This is a genomic window from Kitasatospora sp. CMC57, assembly GCF_045866025.2.
Taxonomy (GTDB): Bacteria; Actinomycetota; Actinomycetes; order Streptomycetales; family Streptomycetaceae; genus Kitasatospora.
Genome location: NZ_AP035881.2, coordinates 2,161,174 through 2,181,318, shown reverse-complemented (window position 1 = coordinate 2,181,318; position 20,145 = coordinate 2,161,174). Strand labels below are relative to the sequence as shown.

At 70.6% G+C, this 20,145-nt stretch carries 15 protein-coding genes; 6 read left to right on the top strand and 9 right to left on the bottom strand.

The window, feature by feature from the left end; all coding sequences use genetic code 11:
* Positions 1-139 precede the first annotated feature (139 nt).
* On the top strand, positions 140-2,029 hold the full coding sequence (dxs, locus tag ACKUU6_RS09730; RefSeq protein WP_407988091.1) for a 1-deoxy-D-xylulose-5-phosphate synthase: 1,890 nt from the start codon (positions 140-142) through the stop codon (positions 2,027-2,029).
* A 248-nt stretch (positions 2,030-2,277) separates the two neighbouring features.
* Complete coding sequence (locus ACKUU6_RS09725) at positions 2,278-3,795, top strand: ArnT family glycosyltransferase (protein WP_407988090.1); 1,518 nt, start codon at positions 2,278-2,280, stop codon at positions 3,793-3,795.
* A 1-nt stretch (position 3,796) separates the two neighbouring features.
* Here the strand turns inward: ACKUU6_RS09725 and ACKUU6_RS09720 are convergent, their stop codons facing one another.
* From ACKUU6_RS09720 to ACKUU6_RS09705, 4 genes are all read right to left on the bottom strand, one after another.
* Entirely contained in the window at positions 3,797-4,171 is a 375-nt protein-coding gene (locus tag ACKUU6_RS09720) for a hypothetical protein (RefSeq protein WP_407988089.1), read from the bottom strand.
* A gap of 28 nt (positions 4,172-4,199) precedes the next feature.
* Positions 4,200-5,129, bottom strand: a complete 930-nt coding sequence (locus ACKUU6_RS09715) for a hypothetical protein (protein ID WP_407988087.1) — start codon at positions 5,127-5,129, stop codon at positions 4,200-4,202.
* Between the two features lie 46 nt (positions 5,130-5,175).
* Positions 5,176-7,005: a glutamine--fructose-6-phosphate transaminase (isomerizing) gene (gene glmS, locus ACKUU6_RS09710; protein WP_407988086.1), complete on the bottom strand. Its 1,830-nt coding sequence runs from the start codon at positions 7,003-7,005 to the stop codon at positions 5,176-5,178.
* 75 nt (positions 7,006-7,080) lie between these two features.
* The gene (locus ACKUU6_RS09705) at positions 7,081-8,877 is read right to left on the bottom strand and encodes a DUF2334 domain-containing protein (RefSeq protein WP_407988085.1); all 1,797 of its coding nucleotides are present in this window, start codon (positions 8,875-8,877) and stop codon (positions 7,081-7,083) included.
* 722 nt (positions 8,878-9,599) lie between these two features.
* Here ACKUU6_RS09705 and ACKUU6_RS09700 point away from each other — a divergent pair.
* From ACKUU6_RS09700 to ACKUU6_RS09685, 4 genes are all read left to right on the top strand, one after another.
* Positions 9,600-9,800 (top strand): hypothetical protein, encoded by a 201-nt coding sequence (locus ACKUU6_RS09700; protein ID WP_407988084.1) that lies wholly within the window; start codon positions 9,600-9,602, stop codon positions 9,798-9,800.
* On the top strand, positions 9,794-11,035 hold the full coding sequence (locus tag ACKUU6_RS09695; protein WP_407988083.1) for a glycosyltransferase: 1,242 nt from the start codon (positions 9,794-9,796) through the stop codon (positions 11,033-11,035). Before ACKUU6_RS09700 ends, ACKUU6_RS09695 begins: the two co-directional genes overlap by 7 nt.
* 96 nt (positions 11,036-11,131) lie before the next feature.
* Positions 11,132-12,334, top strand: coding sequence for a non-hydrolyzing UDP-N-acetylglucosamine 2-epimerase (gene wecB, locus ACKUU6_RS09690; protein ID WP_407988082.1), 1,203 nt, complete (start codon positions 11,132-11,134; stop codon positions 12,332-12,334).
* A 104-nt stretch (positions 12,335-12,438) separates the two neighbouring features.
* Entirely contained in the window at positions 12,439-13,047 is a 609-nt protein-coding gene (locus tag ACKUU6_RS09685) for a family 16 glycoside hydrolase (RefSeq protein WP_407988081.1), read from the top strand.
* 59 nt (positions 13,048-13,106) lie between these two features.
* Here the strand turns inward: ACKUU6_RS09685 and ACKUU6_RS09680 are convergent, their stop codons facing one another.
* From ACKUU6_RS09680 to ACKUU6_RS09660, 5 genes are all read right to left on the bottom strand, one after another.
* A complete protein-coding gene (locus ACKUU6_RS09680; RefSeq protein ID WP_407988080.1) occupies positions 13,107-15,233 on the bottom strand; it encodes a 3-hydroxyacyl-CoA dehydrogenase NAD-binding domain-containing protein in 2,127 nt (708 codons plus the stop codon).
* A 2-nt stretch (positions 15,234-15,235) separates the two neighbouring features.
* Positions 15,236-16,453, bottom strand: coding sequence for a thiolase family protein (locus ACKUU6_RS09675; protein WP_407988079.1), 1,218 nt, complete (start codon positions 16,451-16,453; stop codon positions 15,236-15,238).
* A gap of 353 nt (positions 16,454-16,806) precedes the next feature.
* Positions 16,807-18,054 carry a ribonuclease D gene (locus ACKUU6_RS09670; RefSeq protein WP_407988078.1) on the bottom strand — a complete coding sequence of 416 codons (1,248 nt, stop codon included), beginning with the start codon at positions 18,052-18,054 and terminating at the stop codon, positions 16,807-16,809.
* Between the two features lie 325 nt (positions 18,055-18,379).
* The gene (locus tag ACKUU6_RS09665; RefSeq protein ID WP_057229902.1) at positions 18,380-19,096 is read right to left on the bottom strand and encodes a response regulator transcription factor; all 717 of its coding nucleotides are present in this window, start codon (positions 19,094-19,096) and stop codon (positions 18,380-18,382) included.
* A gap of 350 nt (positions 19,097-19,446) precedes the next feature.
* Positions 19,447-20,097, bottom strand: coding sequence for a DUF3000 domain-containing protein (locus ACKUU6_RS09660; protein ID WP_407988077.1), 651 nt, complete (start codon positions 20,095-20,097; stop codon positions 19,447-19,449).
* Positions 20,098-20,145 lie beyond the last annotated feature (48 nt).

The following is a 20,145-nucleotide window of genomic DNA, read 5'->3' as shown; positions in this document are numbered from 1 at the left end:
CTGCGCGACGTCCGGCAGGTGGACATTAGACTCGGGCAGTCGAGTCCGACCGGCCTGGGGCCGGGGTGGCCCCGGCACCAGGGGCAGCGAGGCCCGGCAGGCCGTCCGCGGCCCGAGAACTTTGAACGAGGAGGAACGGGTGGCGCTGCTGACCCGCATTCGGGGACCGCGTGATCTCGACCGGCTCACCCCGGCGCAGCTGGCCGCGCTGGCCGACGAGATCCGTACCTTCCTGGTCGAGGAGGTCTCCAAGACGGGCGGCCACCTCGGGCCGAACCTGGGCGTGGTCGAGCTGACCATCGCGCTGCACCGGGTCTTCGACTCGCCGCGCGACCGGATCCTCTTCGACACCGGCCACCAGAGCTACGTGCACAAGCTGCTCACCGGCCGTCAGGACTTCTCGCAGCTGCGGATGAAGGGCGGCCTGTCCGGCTACCCGTCCCGCGCCGAGTCCGAGCACGACGTGATCGAGAACTCGCACGCCTCCACCGTGCTCGGCTACGCGGACGGCCTGGCCAAGGCCAACCAGCTGCAGGGCCACCACGACCGCCCGGTGGTCGCGGTGATCGGCGACGGCGCGCTGACCGGCGGCATGGCCTGGGAGGCGCTGAACAACATCGCCGACGCCAAGGACCGCCCGCTGGTGATCGTGGTGAACGACAACGAGCGTTCCTACTCGCCCACCATCGGCGGTCTGGCCAACCACCTCGCCACGCTGCGCACCACCCAGGGCTACGAGCGCTTCCTGTCCTGGGGCAAGGAGGCGCTGCAGCGCACCCCGGTGGTCGGCCAACAGCTGTTCGAGACCCTGCACGGCGCCAAGAAGGGCCTCAAGGACTTCATCGCGCCGCAGGGGATGTTCGAGGACCTCGGCCTCAAGTACATCGGCCCGATCGACGGCCACGACCTGACCGCGCTGGAGTCCGCCCTCACCAAGGCGCGCGGCTTCGGCGGCCCGGTGATCGTGCACTGCCTGACCGAGAAGGGCCGCGGCTACCACGCCGCCGAGCAGCACGACGAGGACCGCTTCCACGCGGTCGGCGTGATCCACCCGGAGACCGGCCTGCCGATCAAGACCTCGGGCAAGGACTGGACCTCGGTCTTCGGCGAGGAGATGGTCGCGCTCGGCCGGGAGCGCAAGGACATCGTCGGCATCACCGCCGCGATGCTCCACCCGGTCGGCCTGGCCCCGTTCGCCAAGGCCTTCCCGGAGCGGACCTTCGACGTCGGCATCGCCGAGCAGCACGCGGTCACCAGCGCGGCCGGCCTGGCCACCAACGGCCTGCACCCGGTCTTCGCGGTCTACGCGACCTTCCTGAACCGGGCCTTCGACCAGGTCCTGATGGACGTCGCGCTGCACCGGCTCGGCGTCACCTTCGTGCTCGACCGCGCGGGCGTCACCGGCACTGACGGTGCGTCGCACAACGGCATGTGGGACATGTCGATCCTTCAGGTGGTCCCCGGTCTGCGGCTCGCCGCGCCGCGTGACGCCGACCAGCTGCGGGCGCAGCTGCGCGAGGCGGTCGAGGTGGACGACGCCCCGACCGTGGTCCGCTACTCCAAGGGCACCGTCGGCCCCGCCGTCCCTGCGGTCGGCCGGATCGGTGGCATGGACGTGCTGCGGGCCGCCCCCGAGGTCCGGGCCGAGGTGCTGATCGTCTCGGTCGGCGCGATGGCCGCGACCTGCCTGGAGGTGGCCGCCCTGCTCGCCGCCCAAGGCATCACCACCACCGTGGTCGACCCGCGCTGGGTCAAGCCGGTCGACCCCGCCCTGCCCGGCCTGGCCGCCGAGCACCGGGTGGTCGTCACGGTCGAGGACAACGGCCGCGCGGGCGGCGTCGGCTCCGCGATCGCACAGGCCCTGCGGGACGCCGAGGTGGACGTGCCGCTGCGGGACTTCGGCATTCCGCAGGAGTTCCTGGACCACGCCACCCGGGACCAGATCCTGGAGGAGATCGGCCTCACCGCGCCGGCCATCGCCGAACAGGTCACCAAGCTGGTGGCCCGTACGGCGGCGGCGCGGGTCTGACGCACCCACGGGGGCTCGGGGAGCCGCGCATCACGGCAGGTCAGCACGTGCGACCGGCTCACCGAGCCCGGCCCGCAGGTGCTTCGCCCGCCGGGTCGCACGGCTTCGCGGGCCCCTGCGCGCATCACCGGTCGCACGGCAATTCGGTCGCGCGCGGAGTCGGCGGCCCGTCAGACTTCTGTCCGATCGTCACATCGAATGGCCGGACCCGGACGTGGGTCCACGGCCCCGCCCGGTAGGTTGTCAACGTGCCCAACGCCGTCTCACGACCACTGACCACCCTGTCCGGGCGGCTGCCCGAGCGTGTCCGGACGGGGTACTGGACCAGAGTCGTGCCGGTGCTGGCCGTCCTCGCGACCGTCACCCACCTGCCGTCCTTCCTGCGCCCGGTGTGGAGCCCCGACGAGGGCTACCTCGCCACGCAGGCACGGATGCTGGCCGACGGCGGTGTCCTGTACGACACCGTGGTGGACCGCAAACCCCCCCTGCTGCCCTGGCTGTACGAGGCGTGTTTCGCGCTCTTCGGCTCCACCTCGCTCTGGCCGCTGCGCACCCTCGCGATCGTGGCGCACCTGGCCACCGCGATCCTGCTGGCCTCGATCGCCCGGGGCCGCTGGGGCAACCGGGCGGGTGCGGTGGCCGGCGGGCTGTACCTGCTGGTCTCGATCGGGCTGTCCCCCGAGGACACCCAGGCGGCGACCTTCGAGGTCTTCATGCTGCCCGCGATGGTGGCGGCGTTCCGCTACGCCGAGCGCCGCCGCTGGCTGGCGGCCGGGATCGCGGTGTCGCTCTGCTCCCTGACCAAGCAGACCGGTGGCGCGGTGCTGCTGCCGGTCCTCTGGATGCTGTTCCAGGACGTCCGGCTGCGCGGGGTGCGCTGGCAGCCCGCGCTCTTCAAGGTCTGCTTCGGCTTCGCGCTGCCGATAGCGCTGGTGGCGGTGATCCTCACCAAACCCAAGGGCTTCCTCTTCTGGGTGGTCACCGGCAGCGGCGACTACGCCTCGATGGGCGGCGCCTGGCTGCAGATGGCCGGCCGGGCCCTGGGCAACTCGGCGATCCTGCTGGCGGCCTGCCTGGGCTTCCTGGCCCCGCTGGGCCACCGGCTCTGGCTGAGGCTGCGTCACGGTGCGCTGCCCACCGTCCGGGGAGAGGAGTACGGCGCCACCTCCGACCTCTGGGTCTGGCTGCTCTCCTCGGTGGTGGCGGTCAGCACCGGCTTCCACTTCTTCGGCCACTACTACCTCCAGCTGATGCCCCCGCTGGTGCTGCTCGGGGTCGGCGCGGTGACCACCTCCTCGATCCGCTGGCGGCCGGTGCTGGTTTACAGCACGGTGGCGGCGACGGCGTTCTGGGGTCTGGCGGTCTTCTGGCCGGGCCAGCGGCTCGACCACTCCAGCGAGGTGGCCAGCACGATAGCTCAGCAGACCACGGCCAAGGACACCGTGCTGGTCTGGGGCATGCACCCCGAGCTGTACTGGCTGTCGGACCGACGCCCCGTCACCCGCTACCTGACGGCTGGTTTCCTGACCAACTTCAGCGGCGGCAAGGACGGCAAGGACGTCGGCGAGCAGTTCAGCATGGCGAACGCCTGGCAGACCTTCGACCAGGAGCTGGCCGACAAGGGCTTCCCGGAGATCGTGGTGGACGACTCCGGGCTGGCCCCGTACCAGCCGGTGCACATCCCCCGGATAGAGAGCCTGCTGGAGACCCGCTACGAGGTGGTCGCGGTCAACGCCGACACGGTGATCTACCGCCTCAAGCGCTAGCTCATGGCCGTCGGCCGCCGTCCGGAGCGGCGAGCTCGGCGGCCACCGTCAGCAGGACCGCAGCAAGTTCCAGGGCACTCTCCCGACGCTCGTCCGGATCGAGGCCGGAGCGGGCCGAGTACTCGGAACGGTGCAGCCGGGTCGCGGTGGCCAGCTCCCGTTCGGTGTCCGCGACCGTGCCCCAACGGCGGAGGAACAGATGCACCGGGCCCAGGCTGTCGGTCCCCAGTGCCTGGGCGAAGGCCTGTTCCCGCTCCCGTTCCAGTTCGAGGAGCCGGTAGGGGGCGAAGGCGGTGATAACGGCCCGCACGGCCGCGAACGAGGTGTTGTCCGGCTGCGGGGCCGTGAGCGGTCTGGTTGTCGTCTCGGTGCTCATCGTCTTGTCCTCGGATGCGGGATTCTCGTCACGCCGGCGGCGGCGTCAACGCATCGGACAGGGCCGTCCACAGGGCGTTGGCCGGCGGGTACGGCAGCATGTCCTCGGCGTAGTACCACCAGAAGTGACCGCCCAGGTAACGGGGGGCGCTGACCGGCAGGGTGTAGTAGTGGGTGAGCTGCTCCAGCTTCGCGTCGAGCGGCGCGTGCTCGTCCGTGCCGTTCTCGCCGAAACCCACCCGGGCGTGCGGGAACAGTGCGGTGAGCTCGGTGAAGACTGCGTTCCACTCGTCGAGCGGCGGCCGGTAACCGTTGCAGTCGTCCTCGTAGTAGGACACCAGGACGTAGTCCAGACCGTTCCTGATCTCCTGGGGCACGTTCGCCCTGGTCCACGGCAACATCTGATGGGCCGGGTCGCCGGAGCAGTTCGGGTTGTAGTAGAGAGTGAGCGCGGTCCGCCCACCGGCCGCGACCACCTGTTGGTAGGCGTCGGCCACCTTCTCGGTGACGGTGGGAGCTGGGCCGAGCCATCCGCCGTTGACCTCGTTGCCGATCTCCCAGATGTCGATCTTCCCGCCGAACTTCGCCAGCAGGGCGGCCGTCCGGTCGTGATACTCCGTCAGGGAGGCGTCGGCCACCTCGGTGGAGTCCATGGGCAGGCCCATCAGGTAGCTGATCGGGTGCAGCGCGTCCACCGCTGCGGTGTAGTGCGAGGGTTCGGTGTCCGCGTCGAAGACGATGCGCTCGGTGGGTCGTTGCGGCAGGGCCCGCAGGGAGGCCATCAGACCGGGCAGTTCGCTCACGTCGTCCAGCGTCACGCCGTTGAGCACGTCCGGCAGCGGGCGGGTGGCCGGGACGGCGGGCGGTGAGGGCTGCGGGGCTGAGGACGAGCAGCCGGCCAGGGCGCACACCAGCAGCCAGGCGGCCGCGAGGACCGACTCGGTGCGAGCGGTACGCATGGCCATCAGACTGCCCTTTCAGTGGTCGGCGGTTCCTGGGACCGGGCTATTCCACGGTGACGGACTTGGCGAGGTTGCGGGGCTGGTCGACCTCGTGGCCCTTGGCCGTCGCCAGCTCGCAGGCGAAGACCTGGAGCGGCACGGTCGAGACCAGCGGCTGGAGCAGCACCGGGGTGACCGGGATGCGGATCAGGTGGTCGGCGTACGGGGCCACGGCCTCGTCGCCTTCCTCGGCGATCACGATGGTGCGTGCGCCGCGGGCGCGGATCTCCTGGATGTTGGAGACGATCTTGTCGTGCAGGATCGAGCGGCCGCGCGGTGAGGGCACCACCACGACGACGGGCAGGCCCTCCTCGATCAGGGCGATCGGGCCGTGCTTGAGCTCGCCGGCGGCGAAGCCCTCGGCGTGCATGTACGCCAGCTCCTTGAGCTTGAGCGCACCCTCCAGCGCGACCGGGTAGCCGACGTGGCGGCCGAGGAAGAGCACCGACTTGGCGTCCGCCAGCGAGCGGGCCAGCTCACGGACCGGCTCCATCGTCAGCAGCACCCGCTCGACCAGGGACGACATCTCGCGCAGCGGCCCGACGATGCCGAGGGTGTGGCTGTCCCGCACCTGGCCGAGGTGGAGGGCGACCAGGTAGCAGGCGACGAGCTGGGTGAGGAACGCCTTGGTGGAGGCGACCGCGACCTCGGGGCCCGCGTGGGTGTACAGCACCGCGTCGGACTCGCGGGGGATGGTGGAGCCGTTGGTGTTGCAGATCGCCAGCACCTTCGCGCCCTGCTCACGCGCGTGCCGCAGCGCCATCAGGGTGTCCATCGTCTCGCCGGACTGCGAGATCGCGATGACCAGCGTCCGCTCGTCCAGGATCGGGTCCCGGTAGCGGAACTCGCTCGCGACCTCCACCTCGCACGGGATCCGCGTCCAGTGCTCGATCGCGTACTTGGCGATCATCCCGGCGTGGAACGCGGTACCGCACGCGACGATCACCACCTTCTCCACCTGCCGCAACTGCGCGTCCGAGATCCGCAGCTCGTCCAGCGTCAGCTGACCGTCCGCCCCGATCCGCCCCAGCAGCGTGTCCGCCACCGCCTTCGGCTGCTCGGCGATCTCCTTCAGCATGAAGTAGTCGTAACCGCCCTTCTCCGCCGCCGACGCGTCCCAGTCCACGTGGTACTCCCGCACCTGGGCCACAGCACCGTCGAAGTCGGTGACCGTCACCGACTCCGCGCGCAGCTCCACCACCTGGTCCTGCCCCAGCTCCACCGCCTCCCGCGTGTGGGCGATGAACGCCGCCACGTCCGAGGCGAGGAAGTTCTCCCCCACGCCACGCCCGACCACCAACGGCGAGTTCCGCCGCGCACCGACCACCACACCCGGCTGGTCCGCGTGCACCGCCACCAGGGTGAACGCACCGTCCAGCTGACGGCACACCACCCGCATCGCCTCCGCCAGGTCACCGGCGAACGCCTCACCCAGCAGATGGGCGACAACCTCCGTGTCGGTCTCCGAACGGAGCGTGTGGCCCCGCTCCGCGAGCTCCGCCCGCAGCTGCGCGAAGTTCTCGATGATGCCGTTGTGCACCACCGCCACCCGCCGCGCGTCGTCCAGGTGGGGGTGGGCGTTGGCGTCCGTCGGACCACCGTGGGTGGCCCACCGGGTGTGGCCGATCCCGGAGGTCCCGGCAGGGAGAGGGGTCTCCGCCAACGCCTTCTCCAGATTGACCAGCTTGCCCGCCCGTTTCTCGGTGGCCGGTCCGTCCTCGGTCAGGACGGTGACTCCGGCGGAGTCGTACCCCCGGTACTCAAGCCGTTCGAGCCCTTCGAGCACGACGTCCAGGGCCGCTTCGCGCCCTGTGTATCCCACGATTCCGCACATGGGGATCAGTACCTCTCGGGATGGTTCCTGCTGCCGACCCCGAGGGGGCGGGGCGGCAGCAGGAGTGATGGGCTGTCAGGGGGCAAGGGCGGTGGCGGGGGAGATGAACGTGTAGCCGAGCGCCTTGATGCCGGTGACGGTCTGCTTCAGCGGGTTCAGCCCGTAGGACGGGTGGTAGAAGAAGCTGGCGTAGCCGTCCCTGACCACGAGGTTCAGCTTCGCCGAGGCGATCATGTCGGCGGGCAGTCGCGGCGGGTTGTTGTTGGACATGATGGGTTCGTAGTTGCCCAGGTTCTCGGGCAGGACGGTCTCGCCGTAGACGTCGTGCACGGGGTACGGGAAGAACTGACCGATCAGCATGGAGTAGTCGATCGATCCTCCGCTGAGCACGCCGCCGAAGTACAGCGAGCGCTCGTAGCGGGCGGCGAAGAGCGGTTCGACGGTCCGGTAGTCCACGGCCGAGCCCGCGTAGTGCGGGAACTCGAAGATGGTCGGGACCGGGAGACCTGCGGCCCTGAACTCGGCGGTGGCGGCGGTGATCCGGCTCTGTGCCCAGGCTGCGGAGTCACCGGGGACCGGACCCTGGTGGATCACCCAGTCGGTGTTCTGGCACGGCGTCCGGAACTGGTACGGCGGGTACTGGGTGATCGAGCACTGGGCCCGGTAGAACTCGAAGTCGTCGCCGCTGACGCCGTTGTACGGGTTGGCGATATTGCTGAACTGGTGGGTGTAACCGTGCATCAGCATCGTGCCACCGTTGGCGATCAGCGACCTGATCGCGAGGATCATGGCGGGCGACTGGGAGAGCCGGAGCGTCTCCGGCCGGCCGCCGTTGTAGGTGCCGTTGGGGTCGGTGTAGACCGGGATGACGCCGAAGCTGAACGGGATGTTCTGCGACTTCAGGTACTGCCCGGTCTGGATCAGCTGGTTCGGGTCGTCGGCGGGGCTGATGTCCTCCAGCCGGACCATGGCCCGGTGCCGGGTCGGAGCACCCGGGTTGATCGCGTCGAAGAGCAGGTCACTGAGGATCATCACCCGGTCGTTGGCGCTCACGTAGGAGAACGGGACGTCACCGATGTAGGTGAGGTTCTTCGAGCGGATCGCCCACGGAACGCTGGCCCCGGAGCTGTCGGTCGAGGAGGCGAGCACGGTCACCTTGGTGGGATCCGTGACGGTGTCGCCGAGCACACCGCCGCCGTTGAGCGGGTCACGACTCAGCGCCTGGCCCTTGTAGTTGACCGAGGTGATCGCGTTGTAGTCGAAGTACGAGTTGGTCGGGTCCCAGCCGTAGTTGGCGGAGAACTGGGCTGCCCCGGCGTTGTTGGCCAGGTTCCAGATGTTGTCGTAGAGCCAGACGACCGGGTGCGTCGTGGTGGTCACGTCGCTGTAGAACGCGGCCGGTACGGCGTCCGGGATCGGCTGGCCGTTGTTGTCGTTGGCCCCGTAGTAGGTGGAGCCGAAGTAGATGGTGGCGGTGTAGTTGTTGACCTCACCGGGCTGGTAGGAGGAGACCGGCTTCGGCGTGACCGTCCCGAAGTGGCCGGCCAGGTTGGAGGTGGTCATCGCGTACAGCTCGCCCAGGAACCCGTACGGGCCGGTGGTGTCGTAGAGCACCAGGGTGCTCTTCCCGGTCGCCGGGGCGGGGTTGGCGGGCAGCAGGTTCAGCGCGTTGGGCAGCGCCTGGAGGGCGTTCGCGGGCTTGAGCTTCTTGTGCGGGTCCTGCTTCCGGTTCTGGTCCGCCGCCTTCTGTTTGGCGCCGAAGGAGGCGGAGAGATCTCCCGGACCCTGTCCCGGGTGCAGCGCCCCCTGAGCGTGCTGCTGGTCCGGAGGCGGTTTGGCGGAGACGGTGGACGGCGGTGCGACAACCCCCACGCTGAGAAGCAGAGCGAGCGCTCCCACGATTGTCGGTCGGCGCCAACTCCGATTCATTGAATGAAAAGGCATGACAGCCCCTTGGGTGAATTTCCGATTCACGGCATGGGTGTGGGCCAGAGGTGCCCGGAAGCGGGAACGGTGCGCAGGTGAATATCCGGCACCTGTCTGCCGACCGTTGTCTTCCCACCCTCGACCGGTGCCCGGCGGCCGTTCTCCCCGGCGTCTCGTACAGAGGGCCCACGCGGCGCTCGGGAACGGCGTCTCGCAACGGGCCTGGAGTCGCTTCGGTGCAGCGGTACACGCTGCCCATCAGCCGCAAGTACAGGCGATACACATGACGGTGTCACTCGCTTTGCGTAGTGTCAATGGCTGCTGACGCGCAATCACCGGCCGTTTCCCGGCGTCACGCTGGGTGGCCCGGGCCGGCGCCTCGAAAGGGCAATTCCCGGGTATTCGAATTCATTGAACGGCTCCCGCTGCTGTGGTACGTTGACGGTGATTGGTCCGATGGGGCGCGTGAAGATCCGAGTCGGCAGACGGTCGCCTATTCCTGGCTCGGGGAGCGAGTGGCGAGACCGGCCCCCTCCACCGCGATCCGCGAGATGTGCCGTGTCGTGTCCGGCATCCGCTCGCATCATCGAGGTCGATTCCGCATGTACGGGAATTGCGGAGCCACCAGTGGACTCTGCTTCAGCGCGGCAGCCGTGATGCCCTCCGGTATGTCCGGAGCCGGGATCGCCCGCCTGCTGCTCCAGGTCGCGGGCGCGGGCTTCGGTCTGTACACGGTGGCTTGTCTCGTCCTGCTGGTCGTCGGCCTGGTGGCGCGCCACCGCCGGAGCAGGCAGGTCCCGCCCGCTCCGGAGCCGGCCGTGCACACCGTCGCAGGGGCGACCGCACTCCACCGGGGTGCGCCATGGTGACCGCCGTCCTGCTCTGGCTGAGCACGGCCGTGATCGCGACGGCCCTGGTCTACAACACCGGCATGTTCGCCCTGTCCCGCCGCCGTATCCACCTGGCGGAGCCCGGGCGGCAGGAGCGCTTCTATGTCTTCATGCTGGCCTGCCTCAACGAGGACCGCGTCCTCGCCGAGAGCCTGCGCCGACTGATGGCACTGCCGCAGAAGGACTGTCTGGCCCTGGTGATTGACGACGCGTCGGACGACCACACCGCCGAGATCGCCCGCGCCGCGGACCCGCACCGGGTCCTGCTGCACCAGCGTCGCCCCCCGGAGGCGAGACGAGGCAAGGGGGCCGCCCTCAACGACGGCCTGCGACACCTCGCCCGCTGCGGCGCCCTGGCGGGCCGGAATCCCGCCGACGTCATCATCTGCGTCCTCGACGCCGACGGCCGGCTCGAACCCGACGCGATCGCCCAGGCCGACCGGTACTTCGCTGACCCGGCCACCGGAGCGGTCCAGATCGGCGTCCGGATGTACAACCGCGAGAAGGGTCTGCTGCCCCGGATGCAGGACATGGAGTTCGTCGTCTACACCGACATCTTCCAGACCGGACGGCGGCACCTCGGCAGCGTCGGCATGGGCGGCAACGGCCAGTTCATGAGGCTGAGTGCGCTGCGCTCACTGGGTCCTGAGCCCTGGAGCGACCGGCTGACCGAGGACCTCGACCTGGGCATCCGGCTGATCGCGGCCGGCTGGCAGAACCAGTTCTGCCCGACCGCCGCCGTTCACCAGCAGGCCGTCATCAAGGTCCGGCGGCTGGTCCGCCAGCGCTCCCGCTGGTTCCAGGGCCACATCCAGGCCTCCCGGCTGGTGCCGCTGATCCTCCGGGAGATTCCCGGACGGGCCGCGGCCGACCTGATCTACCACCTGTCCAGCCCGGCGCTGCTGCTGCTCACCTCGTTCCTGCCGCTCGCCTTCCTCGCCGGGGTGTTCGGATTCATCTCCGACTCCGTCGCGGCCGGGCACAGCACCTTCTCGCCGCTCTGGCTGGTCCCGCTGTACGCCCTCGCATTCGCCCCCGCCTACGCCTACGCATACGTGTACCGGCAGCGCGAGAGCGAGCTGGGGTTCCTGCACTGCCTGCTGCTCGCGCACCTGTTCGTGGCCTACGGCTACCTGTGGTTCGCGGCCGGCTGGTGGGCCATCGGCCGCACGGTGAGCGGCCGCACCTCCTGGTTGAAGACCGCCCGGACCTGACCCCGCGTCACCCGCCGGGCTCCGGGGGGCTCCTGTCCCGTCGCGCTCCTCCCGGAGCTCACGGTCCGTCATGTTCCGCTGCCGAAGAAGGCCGTCATGTTCACTCCGCCCCTTACCGACCCGGTCGGCAACGACCCGTCCCGTCCCCTGCGGGTCGCCGTGGTGCTCGGCACCCGCCCCGAGGCCGTCAAACTCGCCCCCGTGGTGCGGGCGCTGGACGCGTCCCGCCGGTTCGAGCCACTGGTGATCAACACCGGCCAGCACCGGGAGATGCTCGACCCGATGCTGCACCGGCTCGACCTGACCATCCGTCACCGTCTCGACGTGATGCGCGACCGGCAGGAGCTCTCGGCCCTGACCGCACGTCTGGTCGAGGCTCTGGGTGAGGTGCTGCGCTACGAGGAACCCGACCTGGTGATGGTCCAGGGCGACACCTGCAGCACCCTGTGCGGGGCGCTCGCCGCCTTCTACGAGCGGATCCCGGTGGCGCACGTCGAGGCCGGGCTGCGCAGCGGCGTCCTCGACAACCCCTTCCCCGAGGAGCTCAACCGCCGGCTGGTCAGCAGGCTGACCCGCTGGCACTTCGCCCCCACCGAGCGGGCCGGGGCCGAGCTCAGGGCCGAAGGGACACCGGCCGACAGCGTGCACGTCACCGGCAACACCGTCATCGACAACCTGCTCTGGGTCCGGCACCGGGGCGTCGGCCGGTCCGCCTTCCGCACCGGCCGCCGGGGCGTCCTGGTCACCCTGCACCGCCGGGAGAACCAGGGGGACCGGATGCGGGCGATGGCTGCCACCCTGCTGCGGCTGGCCCGGCGGGGCGACGTCGAGATCCTGCTGCCGGTGCACCGCAGCCCCGCCGTCCGGGACGTGCTGGAGGGTGCGCTGGGCCACGACCCGCACATCACCCTGACCGAGCCGCTGGACTACTTCGACTTCACCGCCTCGCTCGCCGCCTGCGAGCTGGTCCTCACCGACTCCGGTGGCGTGCAGGAGGAGGCCCCCAGCCTGGACAAGCCCGTCCTGGTGCTGCGCACCACCACCGAGCGGCCCGAGGTGGTCAGCACCGGCGCGGCCCGGCTGGTGGGTGTGGACCCCGAGGTGATCCACGCCGAGGCCAACAACCTGCTGGACGACCCGGCCCTGTACCAGGGCATGGCGGAGGCCCCCAGCCCCTTCGGCGACGGCTACGCCGCCCGGCGGATCGTCGCCCGGCTGGCCGAGGACTGCGGCGCCACGCCGACCTCCGTACCGGCCCTCGCTGCGGCGTCCCGGGCGGTCTCCATGGCAGGCTGGTGAGCGATCCGGCCGCGACGACGGGAGGTCCGCCGGTGCACCCGCAGCGGACCGCCACCGGGCCACCGCGATCGACCCGCAGACGGTGGTGGATCACCGCGGCCGTTGTGCTGCCGGTTCTGGCGCTGATCCTGACCGTGGTCAGCCTGGGCTCCGACCCCTCCCTGATGCGTTGGCCCGAGGGGACCACGCACGGGCCCTGGCGTTCGGTGTTCAACGGGGAGGGCTACACGGGCGAGCAGGGCGGCGTCCTGGTCCTCGAACCCCGCCGCTCGCTCCGGCCGGAGGAGACGCACGCCGCTCTGGTGGTCTCCACCGACTCGTACCGGACGGTCGACTTCCGGCTCCAGGCCAGGACCACCGAGCAGCTCCGCAAGCCGGAGCCGAACGCCTGGGAGGTGGCCTGGGTGGTCTGGCACTACACCGACCCCCAGCACTTCTACTACCTGGCCCTCAAGCCCACCGGCTGGGAACTGGGCAAGGAGGACCCGGCGTACCCGGGCGCGCAACGCTTCCTCGCCACCGGTCTCCCGGTCTACCCGATCGGGCGCTGGCACCGGGTCGAGGTCCATCAGACCGGTGCGGCGATCAGCGTCGAGGTGGACGACCAGCCGGTGGTCACCTTCACCGACCAGGAGCGGCCGTACCCGGGCGGCAGCGTCGGCCTCTACACCGAGGACGCCCACGTCGAGTTCCGCGACCTGCAACTGCCCTGAGACGCCCGTAGGGCGGCACCCCCGTCCCCGGGAGTGCCGCCCTATGGTGCGTCAGGTGTTCAGACCGGCACGGAGGCCAGGCCCGGCGCGAGGAACTTCTTGCCGTTCACCCGCTCGGAGACGCCCGCCCGGTCCAGGTACGGGGTGATCCCGCCCAGGTGGAAGGGCCAGCCGGCGCCGGTGATCATGCAGAGGTCGATGTCCTGGGCCTCGCCCACGACGCCCTCGTCCAGCATCAGGCCGATCTCCTGGGCCACCGCGTCGAGCGCGCGGTCCAGGACCTGCTGCTCGGTCAGCACGGTGTCGCCGAAGGTGAGCAGCTCCAGCACCTCGGGGTCGAGGACCTGCTGGCCGTCCACCCAGACGTAGAAGCCGCGCTTGCCTGCCGCGACCACCCTGCCGAGGTTCTCGGAGACGCCGAAGCGCTCCGGGAAGGCCCGGTTCAGGGTCTCCGAGACGTGCTGCGCGATGGCCGGGCCGACCAGTTCGAGCAGGACGATCGGGGACATCGGCAGGCCGAGCGGCAGCACGCCCTTCTCGACCGTCTCGATCGGGGTGCCCTCGTCGATGATCGCCTGGATCTCGCCCATGAAGCGGGTCAGGATCCGGTTGACCACGAACGCCGGGGCGTCCTTGACCAGCACGGCGGTCTTCTTGAGCTTCTTCGCCACGCCGAAGGCGGTGGCCAGTGAGGCGTCGTCGGTCTGCTCGCCGCGGACGATCTCCAGCAGCGGCAGGATGGCGACCGGGTTGAAGAAGTGGAAGCCGACGACCCGCTCGGGGTGCTGGAGCTTCGACGCCATCTCGGTGACCGAGAGGGAGGAGGTGTTGGTCGCCAGCACGCAGGTCGGCGAGACCACGGCCTCCAGGTCCGCGAAGACGGTCTGCTTGACGCCCATCTCCTCGAACACCGCCTCGATCACGAAGTCGGCGTCGCCGAAGGCCGCGGCCTTGTCCAGCGAGCCGGTGACCAGGCCCTTCAGGCGGTTGGCGTTGTCCGGGTTGACCCGGCCCTTCGCCAGCAGCTTGTCGATCTCGGCGTGCACGTAGCCGACACCCTTGTCGACGCGCTCCTGGTCGATGTCGGTGAGGACCACCGGCACCTGGAGGCGGCGGGCGAACAGCAGCGCCAGCTGGGAGGCCATCAGACCGGCACCGACGACGCCGACCTTGGTGACCGGCCGGGCCAGCGCCTTGTCCGGCGCACCGAACGGACGCTTGGCACGGCGCTGCACCAGGTTGAAGGCGTACAGGCCCGCGCGCAGCTCGCCGGTCATGATCAGGTCGGCCAGCGCCACGTCCTCGGCGTCGAAGCCCGCCTGGAGGTTCTGGTCCTTGACCTGCTCGATGATGTCGAGCGCCTTGTACGCGGCCGGGGCGGCCCCGTGCACCTTGGCGTCGGCGACCAGGCGGCCCCAGGCGACGGCGTCGTCCCAGGCCTTGCCCCGGTCGATCTCCTCGCGCTGCACCTCGACGGCGCCGGTGAGCACCTTGGCGGCCCAGAGGATCGACTGCTCCAGGAAGTCGGCCGGCTCGAAGATCGCGTCGGCGATGCCGAGCTCGAACACCTCCTGGCCCTTGAGCTGCTTGTTCTGGCTCATCGAGTTCTCGATGATGACCTTGATCGCCTTGGACGGGCCGATCAGGTTCGGCAGGATGGTGCAGCCGCCCCAGCCGGGGACCAGACCGAGGAAGACCTCGGGCAGCGAGAAGGCCGGGACGCCTGAGCTGACGGTGCGGTAGCTCGCGTGCAGGCCGACCTCGACGCCGCCGCCCATCGCCGCGCCGTTGTAGAACGCGAAGGACGGGACGGGCAGCGCGGCGATCCGCTTGAAGACGTCGTGGCCGCCCTTGCCGATGGCCAGCGCGTCGCTGTGCTCCTTGAGCACCTCGACACCCTTGAGGTCGGCGCCGACCGCGAAGATGAACGGCTTGCCGGTGATCGCCACGGCGACGATGTCACCGGCGGCGGCCTCGGCCTCGACCTGGTCCAGCGCCTCGGACAGCTTGGCCAGCGAACCCGGGCCGAAGGTGGTCGGCTTGGTGTGGTCGAAGCCGTTGTCCAGGGTGATCAGCGCCAGCCGGCCCGCGCCGAGCGGCAGGTCCAGGTGACGTACGTGCGCGGTGGTGACCACCTCGCCGGGGAAGAGTTCGGCGGCGCGCTTCAGCAGTTCAGTGGTGCTCATGGTCACTTACCACCCTCGAAGTGGGGGTTCTCCCAGATGACGGTCGCGCCCATGCCGAAGCCGACGCACATGGTGGTCAGGCCGTAGCGGACGTCCGTGCGCTGCTCGAAGCTGCGGGCCAGCTGGTTCATCAGGCGCACGCCCGAGGAGGCCAGCGGGTGGCCGAACGCGATCGCGCCGCCGTACGGGTTCACGCGCGGGTCGTCGTCCGCGATGCCGTAGTGGTCGAGGAACGCGAGCACCTGGACCGCGAACGCCTCGTTGACCTCGAACGCCTGGATGTCGTCGATCGTCAGACCGGCCTTGGCCAGTGCCTTCTCGGTCGCCGGCACCGGGCCGATGCCCATGACCTCGGGCTCGACACCCGCGAACGCGTAGCTCACCAGACGCATCTTGACCGGGAGGCCGAGCTCCTCGGCGACGTCCTCGGCCGCGAGCAGCGAGGCGGTCGCGCCGTCGTTCAGACCGGCCGAGTTGCCTGCGGTGATGTTGCCGTGCGGGCGGAACGGGGTCTTCAGACCGGCCAGCGACTCCATCGAGGTGCCCGGGCGCATCGGCTCGTCCGAGGTCGCCAGGCCCCAGCCGGTCTCGCCGGCCTCGGGGTTGGTGTTGCGGATCGTGATCGGCACCAGGTCCGGCTGGATGTCGCCGTTGGCGTACGCCTTGGCGGCCTTCTCCTGCGAGCGCACCGCGTACGCGTCGCAGCGCTCCTTGGTGATGTGCGGGAACCGGTCGTGCAGGTTCTCCGCGGTCATCCCCATGAACAGGGCGGACTCGTCGACCAGCTTCTCCGAGACGAAGCGCGGGTTCGGGTCCACGCCCTCGCCCATCGGGTGCCGGCCCATGTGCTCGACGCCACCGGCGACCACGACGTCGTACGCGCCGAAGGCGATGCCGCCCGCGGTCGCGGTGACGGCGGTCAGCGCACCGGCACACATCCGGTCGATGGAGTAGCCGGGGACGGACTTCGGCAGACCGGCCAGCAGCGCGGCGGTCCGGCCGATGGTCAGGCCCTGGTCGCCGATCTGCGTCGTGGCCGCGATGGCGACCTCGTCGATCCGGTCGGTCGGCAGGCTCGGGTTGCGGCGCACCAGTTCACGGATGCACTTGACGACCAGGTCGTCGGCGCGGGTCTCGTGGTAGATGCCCTTCGGGCCGGCCTTGCCGAACGGGGTGCGGACGCCGTCGACGAAGACGACGTCCCTCGAGGTACGAGGCACGGGGCTCTCCTCCCAGGGGACATGACGTTGGGTGGCAGACCACGTCCCATGACGGAGCGGCTCTGCATCACGGCCATGCTACCCGCCGGTAACTACCTTGCCCAGACTCGCCACCCCATGTGTCCGCTCTCACGGTCACCCACCAGGGGCTCGGGGCTCTGCCGATGTGCTCCGCCGCGACCTCAGGAGCGTCACGCGTACGGAAAAGGGTCACGTCCGCGCGTGTCTGAATGTTCAGGACACGCGCGGACGTGACCCACTTCTGCACAGGTGGCGCTCCCGAGGCCGGCTTCGCCCCGCGGCGGAGCCGCACATCAGCAGAGCCCCGAGCCCCTGTCTTCCGAAGCGTGTGCCTATTCGGAAGGGGCCGCCACCTTGGCGTTGGCGAAGGCGTCCGCGATCACCGGTCCGACCAGGTCGACCTGCCACTGGCGGGCGCCCAAGGCGCGCAGTGCGGCGCTGACCGACCCGGCGTCCGGCACGGCCGGCGGCTCCCAGGAGACCCGGCGGACCAGGTCGGGGGTGATCAGGTTCTCGGCCGGCAGGCTGTGCTGCTCGGCGAGCTCGGAGACCGCCGCCCGCGCCCCGGAGAGCCGGGCCGCCGCGATCGGGTCCTTCTCGGCCCAGGCGCGCGGCGGCGGCGGCCCCTCGTGCGGCGCGGTGGACGGCGGCAGCTCGGCCTCCGGGATCTCCCGGGCCCGCTGCAGAGCGGCCATCCACTGGTCCAACTGACGCCGGTTCACCCGGGGGCCGAAGCCCTGGACCGCCTGCAGTGCGGGTGCGTTCAGCGGCATCGCGAGCGCGGCGTTCACGATCGCCAGATCCGAGAGCACCCGCCCCGGCGAGACGTCCCGCTCGCGGGCGATCCGGTCGCGGGCCAGCCAGAGCTCGCGGACCGCGGCCAGCTGCCTGCGGCGGCGGACCTTGTGCAGCTGGGAGGTACGGCGCCACGGGTCCACCCGGGGGGAGGCCTTGGGGGCCGCGACGATCGCCGCGAACTCCTCCTTGGCCCAGCCGAGCTTGCCCTGGGCGTCCAGCTCCTGTTCGAGTGCGTCGCGCAGCTCGACCAGCACCTCGACGTCCAGAGCGGCGTACCGCAGCCACGGCTCGGGCAGTGGACGGGTGGACCAGTCCACCGCCGAGTGCTCCTTGGCCAGCGAGAGGCCGAGCACGTTCTCGGTCATCGGGCCCAGGCCGACCCGGGGGAAGCCGGCGATCCGTCCGGCCAGCTCGGTGTCGAACAGCTCCCGGGGCTTCATGCCGACCTCGGCCAGGCAGGGCAGGTCCTGCGACGCGGCGTGCACCACCCACTCGGTGTCCGCGAGCGCGGCGCCGAGACCCGAGAGGTCCGGACAGGCGATCGGGTCGATCAGCGCGGTGCCCGCCCCGGCCCGGCGGAGCTGGATGAGATAGGCACGCTGGCCGTAGCGGTAGCCGGAGGCCCGCTCGGCGTCGACAGCGACCGGGCCGGTACCCGCCGCGAAGGCGGCGATGGTCGCGGCGAGCGCGGTCTCGTCCACCACGACGGGCGGGAGCCCCTCCCTCGGTTCGAGGAGCGGGACCGGGGCTGTCTCTTCTGGGATGGCTACGGCGTCGGTCACCCACCAAGGGTACGACGGCACCCGCCCACCGGAAGGTCCTCGGACTGGTCAGCCCGGCTCCGGACATATGCCGGAGGCCGGCAACTGCCCGGCCGGTCAGGGTCCGAGGGGTTCCGCGAGCGGGGGAGCCGGCCCTCGAAGCGTCGGCACGGAGCGGTCGGGCACGTAAGCAGTGACCCGAACGCCAGGTCTCCTCGTGGTGACGGAGACCCGAACCCGATCGCACGCCCGGAAGGCAGGGGCCCGGAGGAAACGTTCCTCCGGGCCGCCACCTGCGGGGCTTCCGGGCCGTGGACCGGCTGACGGAGTGTTGGCTGACCCGGGGTCAGTGGATGATGCCGGTGCGCAGCGCCACCGCCACCATGCCCGCCCGGTCGCCGGTGCCCAGCTTGCGGGCGATCCGGGCCAGGTGGCTCTTCACGGTGAGCGCGGAGAGGCCCATGGCCACCCCGATCGCCTTGTTGGACTGGCCCTCGGCGACCAGCCGGAGCACCTCGACCTCGCGGCCGGAGAGCTCCCGGTAGGTGGTCGGCTGGACGCCGGGCGCCCCGGGGGCACCGGGTGCGCCCGGAGCTCCCGCCGCACCGGGCATCCCCGGCATGCCGGGACGCCGCATCCGGCCGGCCAGGCCGCCCGCACCGATCGGCAGTCCGGGGCGGCCGGGCATGGCCACGTTGGTCCTGGTACCGGTGACCACGTAGCCCTTGACGCCGCCGGCGAGTGCGCTGCGCACGGCACCGATGTCGTCTGCGGCCGACAGGGCCAGGCCGTTGGGCCAGCCCGCGGCCCTCGTCTCGGCCAGGATGGTCAGGCCGGAGCCGTCCGGGAGGTGGACGTCGGCGACGCAGATGTCACGCGGGGTCGAGACCCGGGGACGGGCCTCGGCGATCGAGGAGACCTCGATGACGTCCCGGACGCCGAGCGCCCAGAGATGCCGGGTGACGGTGTTCCGGACGCGGGGGTCGGCGATGACCACCATGGCGGTGGGCTTCGTCGGACGGTAGGCGACCACGCTTGCGGGGTGTTCGAGAAGGACCGACACCGTGCCTCCTGGTGGGAGTGGCGGACGGCAGCTCCTTATCGCCACCTCTGGCCGATGGGGGCGCTCGGAGTGTTCCGCGTTTGGAAAGGGTCACAGACACCTTCGGCATCATCAGTGCCCGGCTTTAGCGAATGATCACGATCTAGTGAGTAACAATACGGACAAATCGTGCAGACGAGTGATACGACATGCCCTGAAATCGAACGAAATCGATCGTGTTCGGCACTCGTCCGGGCACTTTCGGGCAGTCAATTGACAGTCCCGCAGCCGAAGTCACACCGCGTCAGCCCTGCGGGTGGTGTTCGGCATCGGTGCTGCCGAAACACTCCTGGAGGGGAGAGCGCGAGGTGTCAGTGGGAGCGCGGACGCCGCCGGGCGGGCATCGGGACCACTCCGCCGAGTGACGGGGCGTCCGGGAGCGGGAGCGGCGCCGGAGTGGTCGGCGGCAGTCCGGCGCAGACGCAGAGCAGGTCGGCCCAGGCGGCCAGGTGCCGGTCGAACCGGCTGTCGGACGGGGTCCAGGAGGCCCGGATCTCGATCTCGGTGGACGGCTCCCGTTCCCCGAGGCCGCCGAAGTACTGGGAGGCGCACCGGGTCACGGTGCCGCTCGGTTCGACGTACCCGGCGCCGTGCGCGTCCAGCGCGTCGGTCAGCCAGGCCCAGCCGACGTCCGAGAGCATCGGGTCGCCCGCCATCTCCGGCTCCAGCTCGGCCCTGGTCATCGAGACCAGCCGGAACTCGCCGTTCCAGGCGTCCTGTCCGGCCGGGTCGTAGAGCAGCACCAGCCGGCCGTCGGCCAGCTCCTCGCCGTCCACCTCGACCGTCGCGGTGAGCGCGTACGCGAAGGGGGCCATCCGCCGGGGGGCCGGAGCGGGGGAGAGCTCGATCTCGGGGCGCAACCGCGCCGCCGCCAGCGCCTCGACCGCATCGCGGAACTCGATCGGCGCCGACTCCTTGCCCGTTCCGCCACCTTGTGCGGGGTGCCCGCCGACCGCTGCCATGACCGAGAGCCTAGGTCGGCCGGGCCCGCATTCCGAGTAATTTCGGCC

Coding starts and splice junctions, on each gene's coding strand:
- ACKUU6_RS09720 (WP_407988089.1), bottom strand. CDS start 4,171: ATGAGCACCGAGACGACAACCAGACCGCTCACGGCCCCGCAGCCGGAC.
- ACKUU6_RS09715 (WP_407988087.1), bottom strand. CDS start 5,129: ATGCGTACCGCTCGCACCGAGTCGGTCCTCGCGGCCGCCTGGCTGCTG.
- glmS (WP_407988086.1), bottom strand. CDS start 7,005: ATGTGCGGAATCGTGGGATACACAGGGCGCGAAGCGGCCCTGGACGTC.
- ACKUU6_RS09700 (WP_407988084.1), top strand. CDS start 9,600: ATGTCCGGAGCCGGGATCGCCCGCCTGCTGCTCCAGGTCGCGGGCGCG.
- ACKUU6_RS09695 (WP_407988083.1), top strand. CDS start 9,794: ATGGTGACCGCCGTCCTGCTCTGGCTGAGCACGGCCGTGATCGCGACG.
- wecB (WP_407988082.1), top strand. CDS start 11,132: ATGTTCACTCCGCCCCTTACCGACCCGGTCGGCAACGACCCGTCCCGT.
- ACKUU6_RS09680 (WP_407988080.1), bottom strand. CDS start 15,233: ATGAGCACCACTGAACTGCTGAAGCGCGCCGCCGAACTCTTCCCCGGC.
- ACKUU6_RS09660 (WP_407988077.1), bottom strand. CDS start 20,097: ATGGCAGCGGTCGGCGGGCACCCCGCACAAGGTGGCGGAACGGGCAAG.